A 15,374-nucleotide genomic window follows, 5' to 3' on the forward strand; every position below is an offset into this window, starting at 1 on the left:
AAAACGGAAGCTTCTGTGAAATGCTGGCAAACGGGCAAAAACGCCCATGTTTCGCTGTGAAAACAAATTGATCGGAACTTCGGGCAACCCAAATCGTCTGAAGTTTGGCAGTACATAGGGACGCGTCCGCGTACGATGAACGGAGTTATTTGGCTGCAGTGCCGCGACGCACATCGAGCGGCAGCCCATAACAGAAGGAGTTACGAAGATGAGAAATGCGTTCTTGGCGGTCTTTCTAGCAGCGAGTGGTCTGGCCTTACTCGCGGCCGAGGAAGAGAAAGGCAAGTTACCACTGGAGGTCTTCAACTCTTGGATTAATTCGAGAGAGGAGGACGAAGGTGCAATACAAGCGTATCGTCCGAAGGGCTTCAAGTTCCCGCCGTCACGTGGCAGAGCCGGCTTCGAGATCGAGAAGGGCGGCGAGTTCATCGATCATCCGATAGCTCCGGCCGATGGCAACGAGACGGTGCCCGGCAAATGGGAGTCGGCGGGAGAGGGAAAGATCGCAGTGACCTTCCCGAAAGACCCCAACCGCATGCCGTTCACGTTGGAGATCGTCTCCTGCGACAGCAAGGTGCTGCGGGTGAAGCGAACCGAGGCAAAATAAGCACTAACTTCGGTGCCGCCGCTTCTGATTAATCTCGTACGGCAAAAGGAAACTTTCGCTCCCGACTCCGCAGCAAATCGGCGAGTGGCTGTCCGGGGGTGACAAGCAACGCGACAAGATGGCGTGCGCGATTCCGTGCTAAAGGTTTAATCGCCGCTCGCCAAAATCGCGACCACAATTTGAGTTGTCTTTTGCGCGGTCGCCCGGCATACTGCGGACGTCCAGAGCGGCATGCCGGAAGCGGCCTTGAAACCTGCTCAGGCTTGCGATGATAGCGCATAAGTCTCCAATTCTCCTTGGAGGTCACCGGCATGGAATCAACCATTTTTGCTTCGCGAAAGTTGCCCGGCTTCACCTTGGTTGAATTGCTGGTTGTGATCGCGATTATCGGCGTCTTGATCGCGCTCTTGCTGCCAGCTGTACAGGCCGCTCGCGAGTCCGCACGGCGGATGTCTTGCACGAATAATATGAAGCAGATTGGCCTGTCGCTTCACATGCACCACGACGCGAAGCAAGTGTTGCCTCCAGGTACGACGGGAGGCGGAGGAACGGGGACCGACATTGGAAAGCCGCTGGGGCCGAGTGAAGCGACTTGGGTGGCGTATCTGTTTCCTTACATGGAGCAGACTAATCTCGACGCCCTCATCAACTGGAGTCAACTCAACGCGAATTTCTACAGTAGCGGAGGGCTGAAAAATCACTCCGCTAAAAGTTCCCTTGTTCCTCTGCCCCTCCGACACGCGGCCTGAGCCAAACACAACGTACCCTCCGTCTGTGTTCGGGCGGGGGAACTATGTCGCCAATAACGGGATTGGTCCCGCGATTGAGTATCGACTGGGGCCAGGGCATACAACGCCGCCGATGATGGACCGCCCCGGAGGCGTCTTCTTTATCAACAGTTGGTTGGGCTTGAAGCAGTTGACGGATGGTACGACTCACACCGTCATGATCTCTGAGATCCGCTGTCCGAAGAATCCGCTCGATGGTCGCGGCATCATGCACTATCCCGAGGGGCCGCTCTTTCACCATAATCGCACGCCCAACAGTCTCGTACCCGACGAAATCCGCACCGCTTGGTGTCAGACTACGGCCCAAGCACCGTGCATCGGCGCATACGCGGCATACAACTCGATTCGAGATCTGCGAACGGCCCGTAGCAGTCATTCTGGCGGCGTGAACATTTTGCTGGCCGACTGCAGCGTGCGGTTCGTAAGTGAAGTGATCAATTTGAGCACTTGGACCGCGCTGTCCTCACCAGATGGCGGGGAAACAATTGGCAACTACTAGTGGTCCGCTCCATCTTTGGTCGGACCGGTCGCAGTTTAGAAAATGGCAACGATAGTTATGTGGTAGCGACGGCGGATCTGATTTACTTACGCGAAGAAGCAATCGGGCAACGTGGTGCCCCGAGAGATCGGCTATTAGTCTCCGCGCCACTAAATTCCAGGGTCCGATTCTACTTCGGGTGATCGTAGTCCCCGGCAGTCATTCCTTGCTTGGCAAGTTCGACCGGCAGCATCGGCTCGGCTAGTTCCGTAGGAACGATTGGGGCCGGATCGAAATATTTGGCATAGGCCCGGATCAGTTCAGCACCGAAGAAGAGGATTTGCGAAGAGTAATAGGTCCAAACAAGCACTACTACCAGCGAACCCGCCGCACCGTAGACCGACCCAACGCTCGCACTCCCGATGTATAAACCAATCAGAAACTTGCCGATCATGAACAAGACTGCGGTGAAGACGGCTCCGATCCACACGTCCTTCCAACTCACGGTCACGTCGGGTAGCAGCTTGAAGATTAACGCGAACAGGAACGTGATAACCAGGAACGATACCAGCAGGTCCAAGAAATAAGCCGTCCAGACGGGCACAGGGAGCCACTGGGCAACCCAGTGTGCGAAGGCCGTCAACATGGCCGTCAGTAATAGTGACACCAGCAGCAGGAAGCCTGTCCCCACGACGACCGCAAATGCCAACAACTGGGTCTTCACGATTAGCCAGATCCCTAGACCTGGCTTGCGCTTCACTTCCCAAATGGTGTCCAGCGAATCTTTGAGTTCAGCAAAGACACCTGTGGCGCCGAACAACAGTAGGACAATACTGATCACGGTGGCAAAGCGGCTTTGCTGGGGTTCGCTAGCTTTCTGGATCATTGCCTCGATCGCGACCGCACCATCCTTTCCGACGAGATGTTCAATCTGGGCCACGATTCCACCGCGGGCGGCCTCTTCACCATAGAAATAGCCAGCCACCGCGATGGTGATCATCGACAGCGGCGCGAGCGCGAGTGTCGTGTAGAACGCCAATGAGGCCCCCAGCCTTTGAGCCCGATGCTCGATCCAGCCGCGAGCAGCCTCCCGAAGTAATAATCCCATCACCACGATGTGCTTCATCGATTCGCTACGGCCTTGCTAGACTGAAGAAATGGAAACAACCCCACTAAGCCTGATTTGTAGCAACGGAACCATCGACGTAAAATTCGAGCCGACGCTTACCGCAGTCCAGACGCAGGAATTGGCCGCAAAATTGACTACCATAGCGACAGTTGAACATCGGATAGCCCAGCTCGAACAAGTCGCCGCGGATTGGAAAGTGGCGGCAATCATCAAGCCACACATTCACGGCAGCGCGCTGGTTTAATGCTAGCTTGAGCCGCGAAACCTCACGTCCACGGCGTCCTCAGGTCGCGCAGCATTCACGTGGGGCCATTCACAATCGTCGTCAGCGTACAGGGTCAGCTCGGTAGTTGTCGGACAGACGAACTCGTAGGCCTGGTCTCTGGGCAGGACATCGGCATCTCGAAAATGAAACGTATGTCGCTCACCGCAACAACTGCAAGTCGATTTCCAGACCGCGCTCATAGAGTCTCTGCTTCACAAGGAATCCGGAGCGAGTGACACGAAGGATGAGCCCGCAGCGAATAGGTTGAGGGTTCAGCTTCCCTGAGCTGTGAAAAGAATGCAAACGAATTGCTCAGTTGGGTAAATCAGTGGAGCTCGCGGCTCTTGAAAAAATGCTCAGTGCTTCGTAGGCCCGGGTTAGGTCAACCCACTAGCTTCGTTCCTTCCTTGGCACAATTGCCAGCTGCTTACCGGCGTCCGCCAACCGGTTCAGGCTCTCTCAGCGACCAACTCGACATCAAACGAGTGATCTCCGTTGGCAGCTCGGGCGAAACCGATAGATGTGGTTCGGCTCCGAGCAGATGTACAGCATGCCTTGCTTGTCGCGAGCAATGCCCTCCGCTTGTTCGACATCTTCGAGCAGACCGTGGTGCCCTTTCTTCAATATAACCTCGGTGACACGCGCACCTTGCGGATCAAACGCGGCGGCAATCTGCGATTCATGACTGAGTAGCCATAGCCAACCAGTGGCAGGATCGAAGAAGGTATCGGACAGGTCGTCAAATCCATCCAGGTCAATTGACCATTCCTCAGTCCTACGGTGTTCGCTGTCTTGCATTGAGTAAACGCGGAATACCGTGGGTGGTTTGCCTTCGCGCACCGTGAATAGCGTATCCGTCTTCGGGTCGTAACTTACGCCCTCCAGCCCCTTGTTCTTCTTCGACTTCACTTCGATGTCGATGCTGGGCCCATCGACTTTGAGCTTGGTCACATCCGGAGGCACATTAACCAGAGTAATGCGCATTCGCTTTTCCTCTGCGATGAGGAATCGATTGCCGTCGACATAAGACAAGCCCTCCGCATCGTCGATACCATTCAGTTTCACCTCCCTGACGAATTCCCCGCGATTGGTGAACTCGACCAGACGTACTTTGTCGTCGGTGATCGTCCACAGGTGCCCGGTATCAGCATGCACGGCAAGCGCCGAAGCGTCGCGGCGGACGCCAGGAATCTCGAACATGCCGTCAAACTGAAATTTCAAGCTGTCGATGGGAAGCATTGTTGGCAATGTAGCCGATGCATTGGCAGAACAGGACGCCGAGGGCCAGAATGACCCCGAGCTCATCGCAACGCCGCTCGGGCTTCAGATCGGGCTGTGAGTCAGATTATTCGGGCCAAGATTTCGGACAGGATGTAGCACCAGCCAAAACGAGCGAGCGAAGAGTTGCCCGCAATTGATCTGGCGGCGCGCGGGAGCCGCTCACCACCACACAAAGTGTGCGTAGTCGCTCACCGGCATGTGCTCATTTGGTTTGCTGCCACTCGTTCACTCGTACCGGAGTGAGTCCACATAGGCCTCCCATCAATTGAGCTGACGGTGGCATAGGATGTGCCTTCATCAGCCGATTGTACTACCCCTCTCGATGTCTCAAGCCAGGACCAGATAATGACAACCAGACGGCAATTTGTGCAAGCCCTTCCATCTATGGGCGCAGCGTTCGCAGTAGCTGGTCATATGGTCCTTGAGCAGAGCCCGGTACGTGCTCAAGACTCCACTCCGTTGACCGGGCATTTCCATCCCAAAGGCAAAGCGCCTTCGGTATTCACGCGGGCGGTACTTCAAGAAGCAAAGGCTACGCTACCGTTTGCCGACAAACGGGATTTCGAGGAGCAGAAAAAGGGCCTCATCGCTCCGATGAAGGATCTAAAGATCACGGCGGATGCGGGTCACGTTGCCTGGGACATGGAACGCTTCCAGTTCCTCGACAAGCAGGCAGACTTCGATAGCATTCATCCGTCGCTGCTCCGCCAATCCCAATTGAACAACAACTATGGGCTCTACGAAGTAATTCCTGGGATTTATCAAGTCCGCGGATTCGACCTCTCCGACATTTCCTTTATCCGGGGCAAAACTGGCTGGATCGTATTTGACCCCCTGGTGTCGGCGGAACCGGTTCGCGCGGCGTGGGAACTGTTCCAGAAGCATGTGGGCCAGGGTCTACCAGTCTCTGCGGTGATCTATTCCCACTCGCATGCCGACCACTGGGGCGGCGTGCGCGGCATCGTTAAGGAAGCGGATGTGCGATCCGGGAAGATTCCCGTCATTGCCCCCCGCAACTTCATGGAGCACACGATCGCCGAGAACGTCTATGCCGGCAATGCCATGAACCGGCGGCTGTTCTACCAGTATGGACTCTTGCTACCTGCCAGCCCACACGGTTACGTGGGGCAGGGACTCGGTCAGGCAGTGTCGGCCGGTGCCATGGGTTTGATTGCGCCAAACCGGCTGGTCGAAAAGGAGATCGAGGAAATCGAGGTTGATGGCGTGAAGATGATTTTCCAAGACACGCCCAACACCGAAGCGCCGACGGAAATGAACACCTACATCCCCGAGATGAAAGCGTTGTGGATGGCTGAAAACGTCATCGCATCGTTGCACAACATCTACACGCTGCGAGGCGCTCCGGTGCGCAACCCCTTGAACTGGTCGAAGTACATTGCTCAGGCGCTCCATCGTTTCGGCCTGGAGGCAGAGGTAATGTTTGCCTCCCACCACTGGCCGCGGTGGGGCAATGCGCGAATTCAGGAAGTGCTACGCGGTCAGCGCGACCTTTACGCGCACATGAACAACCAGGTATTACACTTCGCTAACCAAGGCGTGACCATCAACGAGATTCACAACGTGTATGAGCTGCCGAAGGGTTTGCAAAGTAAGTGGTACTGCCGCGGTTATCACGGCTCAGCCCAGCATAACAGCCGCGGTGTTATCCAACGCTTCCTCGGATTCTGGGACTGTAATCCGGCGACCCTCGTTCCGTTGTCGCCTGCCGACTCCGCCCCTCTTTATGTTGAAATGATGGGTGGCTCCGAAAGAATCCTCGCTCGCGGGCAGGAACTCCACAACGAAGGCAAGTACCTCCTCGCCCAGGAAATTGTCAACAAGCTAGTACAGGCCGAACCGACAAACGCTCCCGCCAAGAATCTGCTGGCCGACATTTTCGAGCAGCTTGGCTATCAGCAGGAAAACCCCGGCTTGCGGAACAGTTACCTTGCCGCGGCGTATGAGCTCCGATCCGGAATCCCGCAGGGAAAAACCGCCGATTCCAGCAGCCCCGACGTGATCCGCGCGATGTCCACGGAGTTGTTTCTCAACTTCCTCGGCATTCGCATGGACAGCCGCAAAGCAGAAGGCATGCGGTTTACGATCAACCTAGTCACGCCCGACAACGGCGAGAAGTTCCTAATCGAAATGGAAAATGCGACGCTCACGAACATTCAAGGCTTTCAAGCCGAAAATCCTGACCTAACCGTCAACATCAATCGCGTCGATTTAGAGCAGACGATGATGGGTGCCAAGACCCTCGAAGCTCAGATTGCGGATGGGACCGCGAAGGTGACGGGTGACGTCGGCGTCTTGAAAAAGCTCGCTTCGACGATGATCGAATTCGACCCGCGCTTCCAGATCATGCCCGGCACGAAGGCAAGGGGGACTGACGGGACAGGGGCCGATCCCTACGAGGCCATTCCGCGCCAGTCAATTGCGGAATAGCATTTTTCTACAAGGTCAGTTTGTGTAAACGACAGTTGCATGGTGCAGCCGGATCACTGCAGAATCAATACCGACCGAGCGCAGTCGCACTGTGTTCGGGGTTCATCAGGCCATTTGCTCTTTCCCCACAGACTATGGCGATTGTCCAACTATTCTTACTTTGCTTGCCGCTCAGCCACAGCGCGATTCATCTCATCGAACAGTGACTTGAGCTGCTGGACAACTTCTGGATTGCCGGCAGCAATATCTTTCTGTTCGCCTGGGTCAGATTGCACGTCAAAGAGCTGCATTGCTTTCGCCGGATCGCCCGACAAGGTTCCAGGATACGCATCGGGCTGGTACTGTTCATGCGGGGCCAGAATCGTCACACCGTCAGGCCCACGGGCATCAATCCACCGCTGACCCGGCTTATTCAAACTGGCAAAGAAGTCCTTCGGCGGTAGCACGTGTAGTTTGTAACGCTCATTGCGAACGACGGCCAATTGTGCTCCTTGCTGCCCAAATATAGCCGCGTGCGGACTCTTCGCTTTGCTGGTAAAGAGTGGCAAGATATCGCGCCCGTCAATTACACGGTCGCCGGGCGCGGCAAGCCCCGCAGCCGCAAGCACCGTAGCAAACAGGTCCATCATCACAGCTGGCGCATCGTTCACGTGACCCGCTGGGATCTTCCCCGGCCAGCGGGCAATGCAAGGGACTCTATAACCACCCTCGTAGCTGCTGCCCTTCATCCCCCGCAACCCGCCGGTACTCCCTCCGAACCATGGACCGTTGTCGCTCGTGAACAGGACCAGTGTGTTCTCATCCAGCTTCAGCTCCTGCAACTTGGCAAGTAACTCGCCGATTCCCGCGTCCAGATCCATTAGCACATCGCCGTAGAGGCCAACGCCACTCTTCTTGTAGTAAGCCTCGGTCGTGGCCAGCGGCTTATGCGGCATGACATGGGCCAAGTACAAAAAGAATGGTTCTGTCCGATGCCTCTCGACGAACTTGATGGCTCGGTCGGTATACCGCCTTGTGAGCGTGGCCTGTACAACGGGGTATTCGATGGCTTTCAAACCCTCGACGAGTTCCACTGGCCGCATGTCGTTGCTGTAGAGGATGCCCAGATACTCGTCGAATCCGCGGGATGTGGGCAGGTGCTCCGGTTGCTTGTGCCCCAAGTGCCATTTGCCCACCATTCCCGTGGCGTATCCAGCCTTCTTGAACAACTGGGGGAGCAATACTTCGCTGGCCGGCAGCGCCACAGCATCCGCGTTCGGCCCCCCGTCAGGTGCAGGATTGTTGTTCATGCCACAGCGGAAGGGATACCTGCCCGTGAGGAGCGATGCCCTCGTTGGAGCGCAGAACGCCATTGCAGTATTGAACTGAGTAAGTCTGGCTCCTTCGGCCGCCATCTTGTCCAGGTGCGGTGTCTTAAACTTGGGGTGACCGTAGCAGCCCAAGTCGCCGTACCCGAGATCATCGGCCAAAATCACGATTACGTTGAGCCGGTCAGCAGCCCACGACCTAACGGTAAACGTCGGGAGGCAAAGTAGGGCGATCAGAGTGAGGAGAGACTTGAGTTTGAACATGTGGCACTCGTTTCGGGTGCTGCAATGCTGGCTTGGAAGTTGGCGGAGAGCATTCTACTCCCCGGTATTGATGGCGGGGACAGTGCCGGCAATGTTCGCTCCGAACCTCTGGTAACAGAGGCAAGGGCGGAGTGTACAGTAGGCCTCGCAGCGACTCACCTACCCACTGGCGACCCCGTCAATTCCTCGATCTCGCGGTCACGTCGCTCGGTCTCCTGACCCACCGCGTCCAGGCTTCGTCGCAGCCTGCCGGCCTTGGTGTTGGGGTCGTTTCGGAGCCAGCTAATGGCAACGGCAATACCGGCCAAACACACTATCAGCACGCCGGCTGCGAGTATTACTGAACCGTCTCGCAAAGCGAATTTGAACATAGCTGCCTGCCCGTTTTAGATAGGCTTCAGCATACTTGTTGACGGGTTCTGCGACGTCACTCAGGCCAGTGTGGTTAAGCGGTTATCGGCGGTTTGTCCCCGGTACTCGGCTGGCATGTAGGGGCATTGAAAACCAATTTGGATGCTGGCCTACGAGCACGAATTCATTCGTCCGAGCCCCCTACGGAACGGAAGTTCAGCGGCACCCGCCTGCCATACGGACAGGCACCCAATTCGACTTTCCCACATGCCCAGTGCCCTGGTCACTGACACGCCTTTGGGGCCCAGCAAACCCATTCGGAAGGTTAAACTCCGCAACTCCGAATCCACGATTCTGATGAGTGCAGCGGCGGCCAAATTGCTCAGATCAACCAGGGCTGGACCACTCGCCTCCGGCACCAATACTGGGCAACTACCTCGAATCAGCGACTACGATCACTACTGCCCACGGTCCTTCGTTTTGCCCACCTAACTCGTCCCACAAGTGGCATTTTGGATCAGTCTTAAGCGAGCGTTATACCGATCAAATGAGGCTTTCAAGTGGCGACCAGGGGCTTCTCTGAGGCAGCTCAGCCTTGCCGAATCGACACATGCAGCTCACGTTCGCAACGGCTTCTGTACACCCCGTTGACTCGTCCGGACGCCCTTAACGGCGCTCGGCGGTCCAGGCGATTAACACAGCTATCGGCCTGGACGCGGATCACGCAGGTCCCCAAACCGAGCCGCAAGTCCGTGTACCTGGTTAGCTTCCGCCGCGCATGAAAAGACTCCCGGATGTGCTCCGGGAGGTCGTGTTGCGTTTGCTGAGTGGAGCGAACGTACTCGTGGGTACTAGTTCCACACCCGATTGTTGCCGCGGAAGTCGGTCAACTTCAGGCCTGATTGTCCGCGAGCTTGGCTGAACGTGACTTGGAACGTTCCTTCGTCGCCCAGCTGCAGCATGCCGGTGTTGCGATTGTATTGGCAAGCTTGCGGCGGGCTGACGGCGACCACTCGGCCATTCTGCAGTGTAGTGACCGTGCAGGTGAGTTGGTTGAAACCAGCTCGGTCAATCTTGTAGACCAGTATCTGACCGACCCGAGCTTCGTGCCAAAAGCTGCCCGCGAGTTGCGTAGTGCTGGGCGACGGGATAACGACTGGGGCCGGAGGAAACGGGCTGGGAGCAGGCCCTGGCGCCGGACCTTGACCGAAGACTTCGACCACCACTTCATAAATGCCCAGGTCACCGAGGGTCGGATCCTGATGTTGCACCGTGAAAGTTTGCGGCCCCAGGCCGGCGAGATCAGCCGAGATCGTCAGGGGTTCGAAATAGTCGTCGCCGCCGCGGCCGATGTTGGCCAGTCCTTGATCGTCTTCGACAACCTGAATGACGGCTTCGCTGGTGAAGTTGATCGTTTCGTTGTAGTTATTCCGGGTGCCGACGCTGAACGTTTGGTGCCGGAGCTTTTTCGTCTGCTGACCATCGGCGGTCGTGAGGACGTAGATGTTATCGAATCGAGTCCCTTCGTCCTGCATGTCGACGCAGCGGATCGACTTCACCACTGCCTGGAGGTTTGGGGGAAAGAACTGAGCGGCGGCTTCACGAGCCGAAGAAACACACAGGCCAACGGCAACAGCCACGGCGACGACCAGGGAAGTGAGGCGAGTTTTCACGACTGGGACTCCAAACGTTCGTTGTACTTTGAGTTTTCAGGTCAACAAAAGACCCGTTACCTCAAGCCCGCAAAGTCGAGCTGCAACCCGCCAACGAAATCTCAGAATCCTGCGAAACTGCGGCTGTGACATTCTGGATGTCGAGATTGGAGTAGGACGCCTCGGCGGCCCAAGCGAACGACACAGAAATGCATGTCGACCTTACCCCTGGAAAACGCTGGGACCCTCACTTTGCTTCCCCTAGAATCAAGATTTAGCGGTTGACCAAAATACCAAATTCAACAGGGCTTCAGTCCATGTTCGCTACGGCAAGTTGGTCGTTACGGGTCGGGTTGGCACTGCTCGCGGTAGCTGGACTCCAGTTACTTGGCATCGCGGAAGAGCCAAAGAAAGGGCTCGGCGTAGGCGAGCTAATTCCGATTTCGAGTATGCGGTGCGTGGTTGGCCAGCCTACGGATCGAAACACCTGTCTCGCAGGAAAGTACCGTGGCAACCAGACGATCAGCATTTACGTGCGAACGCTTGACGAACCGAACCTGAACACGTTTTTGACCAAGGTAAATGGTCAGCTCGCAAATCAAGAGGAGCTTCGCGGCTATGTACTGCTGCTGGGCGGTGGCCAGTTCGACGAGAAGCTGAAGAGCAAGATTCGCGATTGGGCGAAGGAGCAGGCATTCACCAAACTGGACGTGGCAATCGCCAACGGTGAAGCAATATTCGGAATCGCGAAAGAGGCTGGCGTGGTCGTCGTCTACTCCGAGAAACGGCAAGTAAAGTATCACCGCACGCTTGAAGCCGGCCAGTTGGATGAATCTGCCGTCAAGGAATTGGCGGAGAAGCTGGCTGAAGTCACGGCACTGAAGCCATAAGCCGTTACGAGCTCGCAGCTCCCGGTGCAATGTAGTTTGGGCGTCTGCCGAATTGGGTGTGCTTGCTCGCGCGACCACCGGCCCTGTAGGCCTAATCTTGACCCGGCGCCCCTGGTCAGCGATGGTTGTTCTGTCGATTTAACGCCCAGTCGCAGAGCATCTCACCATGCCCCTTCACCACCCGTTGGCTATAGCACTCTTCAGGCCTCTCTCACCCTCAACCGCCCTGTCCCAACACGTTGTAAGTCGTTAGTCGAAATCGCAGAATTCCGGGAGCAGTTTGTGAACGTGAAAACAACGCGGCGTGGGTTCCTAATTGCGAGCGGTTTATCCGTGGGAATTGCGACCCTCGCATCCACCAAGTTTGTTCCGGCTGACGAAGCACCGGCCAAGCAGAAACCAGATCGACTTTCAGGTCCGCCTGAAGTCTCCGCCAAGGCGTGGGCCATCATCGAAGGCGCAACGGGAAAGTTCCTGTGGAGAGATCAAGAAACAAAGCCCCAAGTTATGGCCAGTACGACCAAGATCATGACCGCTTGGTTGGTGCTCGATCTGCAGAGAAAGCAGCCGGACATCCTCGATCAGGTTATGACGGTCCCCGAGGCAGCGGCGAAGACGGACGGTTCATCTGCCAAGATTCTGCCGGGTGACCGGATCCAAGTTCGCGACCTACTGTATGGTCTGCTGCTCCCCTCTGGTAACGATGCAGCAGCTGCGTTTGCTGAGCACTGCGGCGAGCATTATCGGCAGGGCGGTGATCCGGAGTCCGCCGCCCAGGTGTTTGTTGCACAGATGAATCGCCAAGCAAAAGAATGGGGCCTGGAGCAGACCCGCTATTTCGATCCACATGGCCTCGGAAAGAACCATGCGAGTGCCCAAAACCTTGCCCAGATCGCCTGGAAAGCAATGCAGCACGAACTGTTTCGAAAGATCGTGCAAACTCGTCGTTACGAATGCGAAGTGCTCGACGCCAAAGGTGACAAGCGGCAGTTGACTTGGAGCAGCACCAATCGGTTGCTGGAGATCGAGGGTTTTGATGGCATCAAAACGGGCACCACGACTGCGGCCGGTAGTTGTTTGGTGTCTAGCGGTCATCGTGGCAAGGATCACCTGATCGTGGTCGTCTTGGGTAGCACCAGCAGCGAGGGAAGGTATGTCGATACCCGCAACTTGTACCGCTGGGCCTGGGGTGAACGCGGGCAAACAGACTGATCTGGGAAGGTGCAGCGCCCAGGAGTCTTCGCTCCGATCCCGGGTTGCCCGGGCAAGGGCGGGATGTACAGGTTGGCCCAACATGGCAGCAAAGTTTCGGCTTGTCAGTTCACAGCGAATGATGCTACCGCAAGATTCTTTGAGATTCTGTGGCGGGTGAGGATTCTGGTTTACGGGCTAAGGGTGACGAAGCAACGAACGCTTCGCAACACGAACAAAACCCTCAGATTTGGAGTCCGGACCATGAAACTTGCAACTCTCGCCGCCGCTCTGGTTGTTGCCGCTGTCGCCCTGATCGCCGTCGAATCGGCTTCCGCTCAAGGTTACGGTGGTTTTCAACAAAGCTACTCCACGGGTTACGGCTGCCGCCCAGCCCCTTATTGCCCACCACAGTTCTGCCCGCCGCAATACGGCCGGCCTTACTGCCCACCGAGCTTCCAACCGAATTGCTTCCCCCCTCGCCCCCAGCCTTGGTGCGGTACTGGGATGCAACGCCCGAACTACGGTTATGGTGGTGGCTTCGGTGGTGGTTACGGCAACCCCTAAGTTGTTGCTGAATCACAACCTAAGAAGATAGCCCCGGTGTTACAGCCGGGGCTTTTTCGCTCTTGCGATGCGCAGTTGTCCCGTTTCATTCGGCCCAAACTCCGGCCGCCAAAGATTTTTCAAAATACGTGGCGGTTGCTGCTGACCGTTTACGGGTTAAAGGTGACGAGGCGAATGACGCTTCGAAAAACAAACACTCAGGTTTAGGAACTTGGCCATGAAGCTCGCATCTATCGCCCTGTCGCTCGTCGTTGCTGTGATCGCCCTGGTAGCCGTCGAATCGGTTTCGGCTCAAGGCTTTGGCGGGTACTCCTACCGCTGGTCGAGTGGTGGTAACTGCCAGCCCGGTTTTCAACAGAACTGCTCGCCCTACGGCCAACCCAACTGCCAGCCTGGGATGGGCATGTACAACCGACCTGCGTGCCCACCGCAGTACGGTATGAATCCCGTCTACTGCCCGCCGAGCTTCCGGCCTTATGGCCAGCAGATGATGCCCCACTGTGGCACCGGCATGATGCCTCGCCAGCACAGCATGGGATACGGCTACAACCCCTAAACAAGCTCGGGTATCGATAACGACGCTATCAGCCCCGGTCACTGAAACTGGGGTTTTTGCGTTGGTCACAGCCCATTTGTACAACGCGCTGAATCCTCCCGGACAGCCTTAATGGCGACCCGGAAGGCCAAGCGAATGCTAACGATGATGCCATCTCTCCTCAACTCGCCGAAATTTGTTTCCGTTCAGGAGCGAGGTGAACTTTCTTTGGCAGCTATTACTCTCGCATCTAGCGATGCCAGTCGAGATGTCGCCAAGACTTGCTTCCCGAATTGGCGGTGACTAAACTCGCCAGAACTTTCGTGACCTGCCTGGTCGAGTCCCCCAGCAAGAGTGGGTCGCGCCTCGGCTGTGGGGACGCTACGAATAGCTCGCCGAGCTTCCCTGTTCGATCCATCAAGCGGTCCCTGCCACAGCAGCCTGAAACGCGAAAGCAGGACTGCCCAGACATAGATCAGTAGTCGAATCATGCCTCTGCAATCGCGATTGTTTAAGAACGACCCACGTCTGGCAAAGTGTCTGGTGGATGACTCTGCTCACGTGCTGCTGGGAGCTACGGGCCGCTTTGTGGGCAATATTCAAGCTGCACTTGAAATTTTGGACCATGCCGAAATTGAAATGACTGAGCTGCAGGCCATGAAATATGGCCCCTCCACCGCTGCTGCAGTTTTGCGATACAAGCAACAACGGAAGATCATTAACTACTCGTATCAAACCAAGGCGGACAACATCGTCGGGAAAATGACGATTGCTCGTCTGGATCGAGAACTCGTTGAGCGCGATCAGCAGCATCCGGCGAGGTTCATCTGCGGTGATTGTGTCAAGCATTCGACAGAGTCGGTGAAAGCTGAAACTACTGGCAGTGTGCGTACCTCGCTTCGGGCCCGCAATGTTCGCGCGAAGACAGCAGAGGCAGACAGCAAGCCGAAAGCTAACGCCCCCTATGTCCCTCCCCAACTTCCCGCCAACTTGGGAATTGTTTTTCATATCACAAAGGGAGCCTGGCAGAGTAAGAAGGGAGAGCATTTGGCTCAGATTGTGAAGGCAAACTCCCTGCTGTTTTCCTGGGGCATGCGGATCGTGGAACCTACCATGGGAACGTTGATTTGGCCCCACGTCGATGTGGTGGATCCTCGATATACAGCTGATGTCGCACGGGTGCGCAGGGCCTCAGATCGAGTAACACCGGGCTTTCCCAACCTTGTCCGGGTGATCGTCTGTCCTTTCATCGCCCACTACCCTTACTATGGAGCGACCTATGGAAATAATGGCGGTACGGGCCTCGATGCCCCGTTTATCCTGATCGACTCGAACAAGCGGCGGGAAGACAATTGCACCATGCTGCACGAGATGATTCATGCCGCAGAGACGAGATTACTTGAAGAACACCACGACCCTGATCCAACCAACGTTTTCTCGACGAGCGACAATCGGTCAGTACTGAACTATTACTACGCTGAAATCTTGAGCAGGGCGTTCTTTGCGTCGTGAGGAGCAGAGTTCAGTATTGCGGATGTGTCGGCTGTGCATGCCATCGTCGCCGGTGCAGAGCTGCTTGGGAGGCGTGGCGGGTGAGTTTTGCGAACCACACAACAACATT

At 56.3% G+C, this 15,374-nt stretch carries 13 protein-coding genes; 9 read left to right on the forward strand and 4 right to left on the reverse strand.

The window, feature by feature from the left end; translation table 11 throughout:
- Positions 1 to 208: 208 nt before the first annotated feature.
- From ETAA8_RS19980 to ETAA8_RS35655, 3 genes are all read left to right on the forward strand, one after another.
- Positions 209 to 607, forward strand: coding sequence for a hypothetical protein (locus ETAA8_RS19980; protein WP_145092325.1), 399 nt, complete (start codon positions 209 to 211; stop codon positions 605 to 607).
- Positions 608 to 918: 311 nt separating this feature from the next.
- Complete coding sequence (locus ETAA8_RS35650; RefSeq protein WP_202921120.1) at positions 919 to 1,356, forward strand: DUF1559 family PulG-like putative transporter; 438 nt, start codon at positions 919 to 921, stop codon at positions 1,354 to 1,356.
- Positions 1,325 to 1,894: a DUF1559 family PulG-like putative transporter gene (locus ETAA8_RS35655; protein ID WP_202921121.1), complete on the forward strand. Its 570-nt coding sequence runs from the start codon at positions 1,325 to 1,327 to the stop codon at positions 1,892 to 1,894. The genes ETAA8_RS35650 and ETAA8_RS35655 overlap by 32 nt, the downstream gene beginning before the upstream one ends.
- Positions 1,895 to 2,063: 169 nt before the next feature.
- On the opposite strand, the gene ETAA8_RS19995 is transcribed toward ETAA8_RS35655, so the two are convergent.
- Together ETAA8_RS19995 and ETAA8_RS20000 are read right to left on the reverse strand one after the other, a co-directional pair.
- Entirely contained in the window at positions 2,064 to 2,999 is a 936-nt protein-coding gene (locus tag ETAA8_RS19995; RefSeq protein WP_145092331.1) for a YihY/virulence factor BrkB family protein, read from the reverse strand.
- 745 nt (positions 3,000 to 3,744) lie between these two features.
- Complete coding sequence (locus ETAA8_RS20000) at positions 3,745 to 4,506, reverse strand: SdiA-regulated domain-containing protein (RefSeq protein ID WP_202921122.1); 762 nt, start codon at positions 4,504 to 4,506, stop codon at positions 3,745 to 3,747.
- A gap of 426 nt (positions 4,507 to 4,932) precedes the next feature.
- Between ETAA8_RS20000 and ETAA8_RS20005 the strand changes: the two genes are divergently transcribed.
- Entirely contained in the window at positions 4,933 to 6,996 is a 2,064-nt protein-coding gene (locus ETAA8_RS20005) for an alkyl/aryl-sulfatase (RefSeq protein ID WP_202921123.1), read from the forward strand.
- A 155-nt stretch (positions 6,997 to 7,151) separates the two neighbouring features.
- Here the strand turns inward: ETAA8_RS20005 and ETAA8_RS20010 are convergent, their stop codons facing one another.
- Entirely contained in the window at positions 7,152 to 8,567 is a 1,416-nt protein-coding gene (locus tag ETAA8_RS20010; protein WP_145092336.1) for a sulfatase family protein, read from the reverse strand.
- Between the two features lie 1,202 nt (positions 8,568 to 9,769).
- On the reverse strand, positions 9,770 to 10,591 hold the full coding sequence (locus ETAA8_RS20015) for a hypothetical protein (protein WP_145092339.1): 822 nt from the start codon (positions 10,589 to 10,591) through the stop codon (positions 9,770 to 9,772).
- Positions 10,592 to 10,887: 296 nt separating this feature from the next.
- Between ETAA8_RS20015 and ETAA8_RS20020 the strand changes: the two genes are divergently transcribed.
- The 5 genes from ETAA8_RS20020 to ETAA8_RS20040 all read left to right on the forward strand — a co-directional run bounded on the left by ETAA8_RS20020 (position 10,888) and on the right by ETAA8_RS20040 (position 15,265).
- Positions 10,888 to 11,460, forward strand: a complete 573-nt coding sequence (locus ETAA8_RS20020) for a hypothetical protein (RefSeq protein WP_145092341.1) — start codon at positions 10,888 to 10,890, stop codon at positions 11,458 to 11,460.
- A 282-nt stretch (positions 11,461 to 11,742) separates the two neighbouring features.
- On the forward strand, positions 11,743 to 12,672 hold the full coding sequence (locus ETAA8_RS20025; protein ID WP_202921124.1) for a D-alanyl-D-alanine carboxypeptidase family protein: 930 nt from the start codon (positions 11,743 to 11,745) through the stop codon (positions 12,670 to 12,672).
- A gap of 243 nt (positions 12,673 to 12,915) precedes the next feature.
- Positions 12,916 to 13,218, forward strand: a complete 303-nt coding sequence (locus ETAA8_RS20030) for a hypothetical protein (protein ID WP_145092347.1) — start codon at positions 12,916 to 12,918, stop codon at positions 13,216 to 13,218.
- Between the two features lie 217 nt (positions 13,219 to 13,435).
- Positions 13,436 to 13,774 carry a hypothetical protein gene (locus ETAA8_RS20035; protein WP_145092350.1) on the forward strand — a complete coding sequence of 113 codons (339 nt, stop codon included), beginning with the start codon at positions 13,436 to 13,438 and terminating at the stop codon, positions 13,772 to 13,774.
- Between the two features lie 468 nt (positions 13,775 to 14,242).
- Positions 14,243 to 15,265 carry a peptidoglycan-binding domain-containing protein gene (locus ETAA8_RS20040; protein WP_145092352.1) on the forward strand — a complete coding sequence of 341 codons (1,023 nt, stop codon included), beginning with the start codon at positions 14,243 to 14,245 and terminating at the stop codon, positions 15,263 to 15,265.
- Positions 15,266 to 15,374 lie beyond the last annotated feature (109 nt).

The organism is Anatilimnocola aggregata (assembly GCF_007747655.1).
Lineage (GTDB): Bacteria > Planctomycetota > Planctomycetia > Pirellulales > Pirellulaceae > Anatilimnocola > Anatilimnocola aggregata.

Bases quoted from the DNA above. Each gene is read 5' to 3' on its own strand.
- ETAA8_RS19980 (WP_145092325.1), top strand. From the start codon at position 209: ATGAGAAATGCGTTCTTGGCGGTCTTTCTAGCAGCGAGTGGTCTGGCC.
- ETAA8_RS35650 (WP_202921120.1), top strand. From the start codon at position 919: ATGGAATCAACCATTTTTGCTTCGCGAAAGTTGCCCGGCTTCACCTTG.
- ETAA8_RS19995 (WP_145092331.1), bottom strand. From the start codon at position 2,999: ATGAAGCACATCGTGGTGATGGGATTATTACTTCGGGAGGCTGCTCGC.
- ETAA8_RS20000 (WP_202921122.1), bottom strand. From the start codon at position 4,506: ATGCTTCCCATCGACAGCTTGAAATTTCAGTTTGACGGCATGTTCGAG.
- ETAA8_RS20005 (WP_202921123.1), top strand. From the start codon at position 4,933: ATGGGCGCAGCGTTCGCAGTAGCTGGTCATATGGTCCTTGAGCAGAGC.
- ETAA8_RS20010 (WP_145092336.1), bottom strand. From the start codon at position 8,567: ATGTTCAAACTCAAGTCTCTCCTCACTCTGATCGCCCTACTTTGCCTC.
- ETAA8_RS20020 (WP_145092341.1), top strand. From the start codon at position 10,888: ATGTTCGCTACGGCAAGTTGGTCGTTACGGGTCGGGTTGGCACTGCTC.
- ETAA8_RS20030 (WP_145092347.1), top strand. From the start codon at position 12,916: ATGAAACTTGCAACTCTCGCCGCCGCTCTGGTTGTTGCCGCTGTCGCC.
- ETAA8_RS20035 (WP_145092350.1), top strand. From the start codon at position 13,436: ATGAAGCTCGCATCTATCGCCCTGTCGCTCGTCGTTGCTGTGATCGCC.
- ETAA8_RS20040 (WP_145092352.1), top strand. From the start codon at position 14,243: ATGCCTCTGCAATCGCGATTGTTTAAGAACGACCCACGTCTGGCAAAG.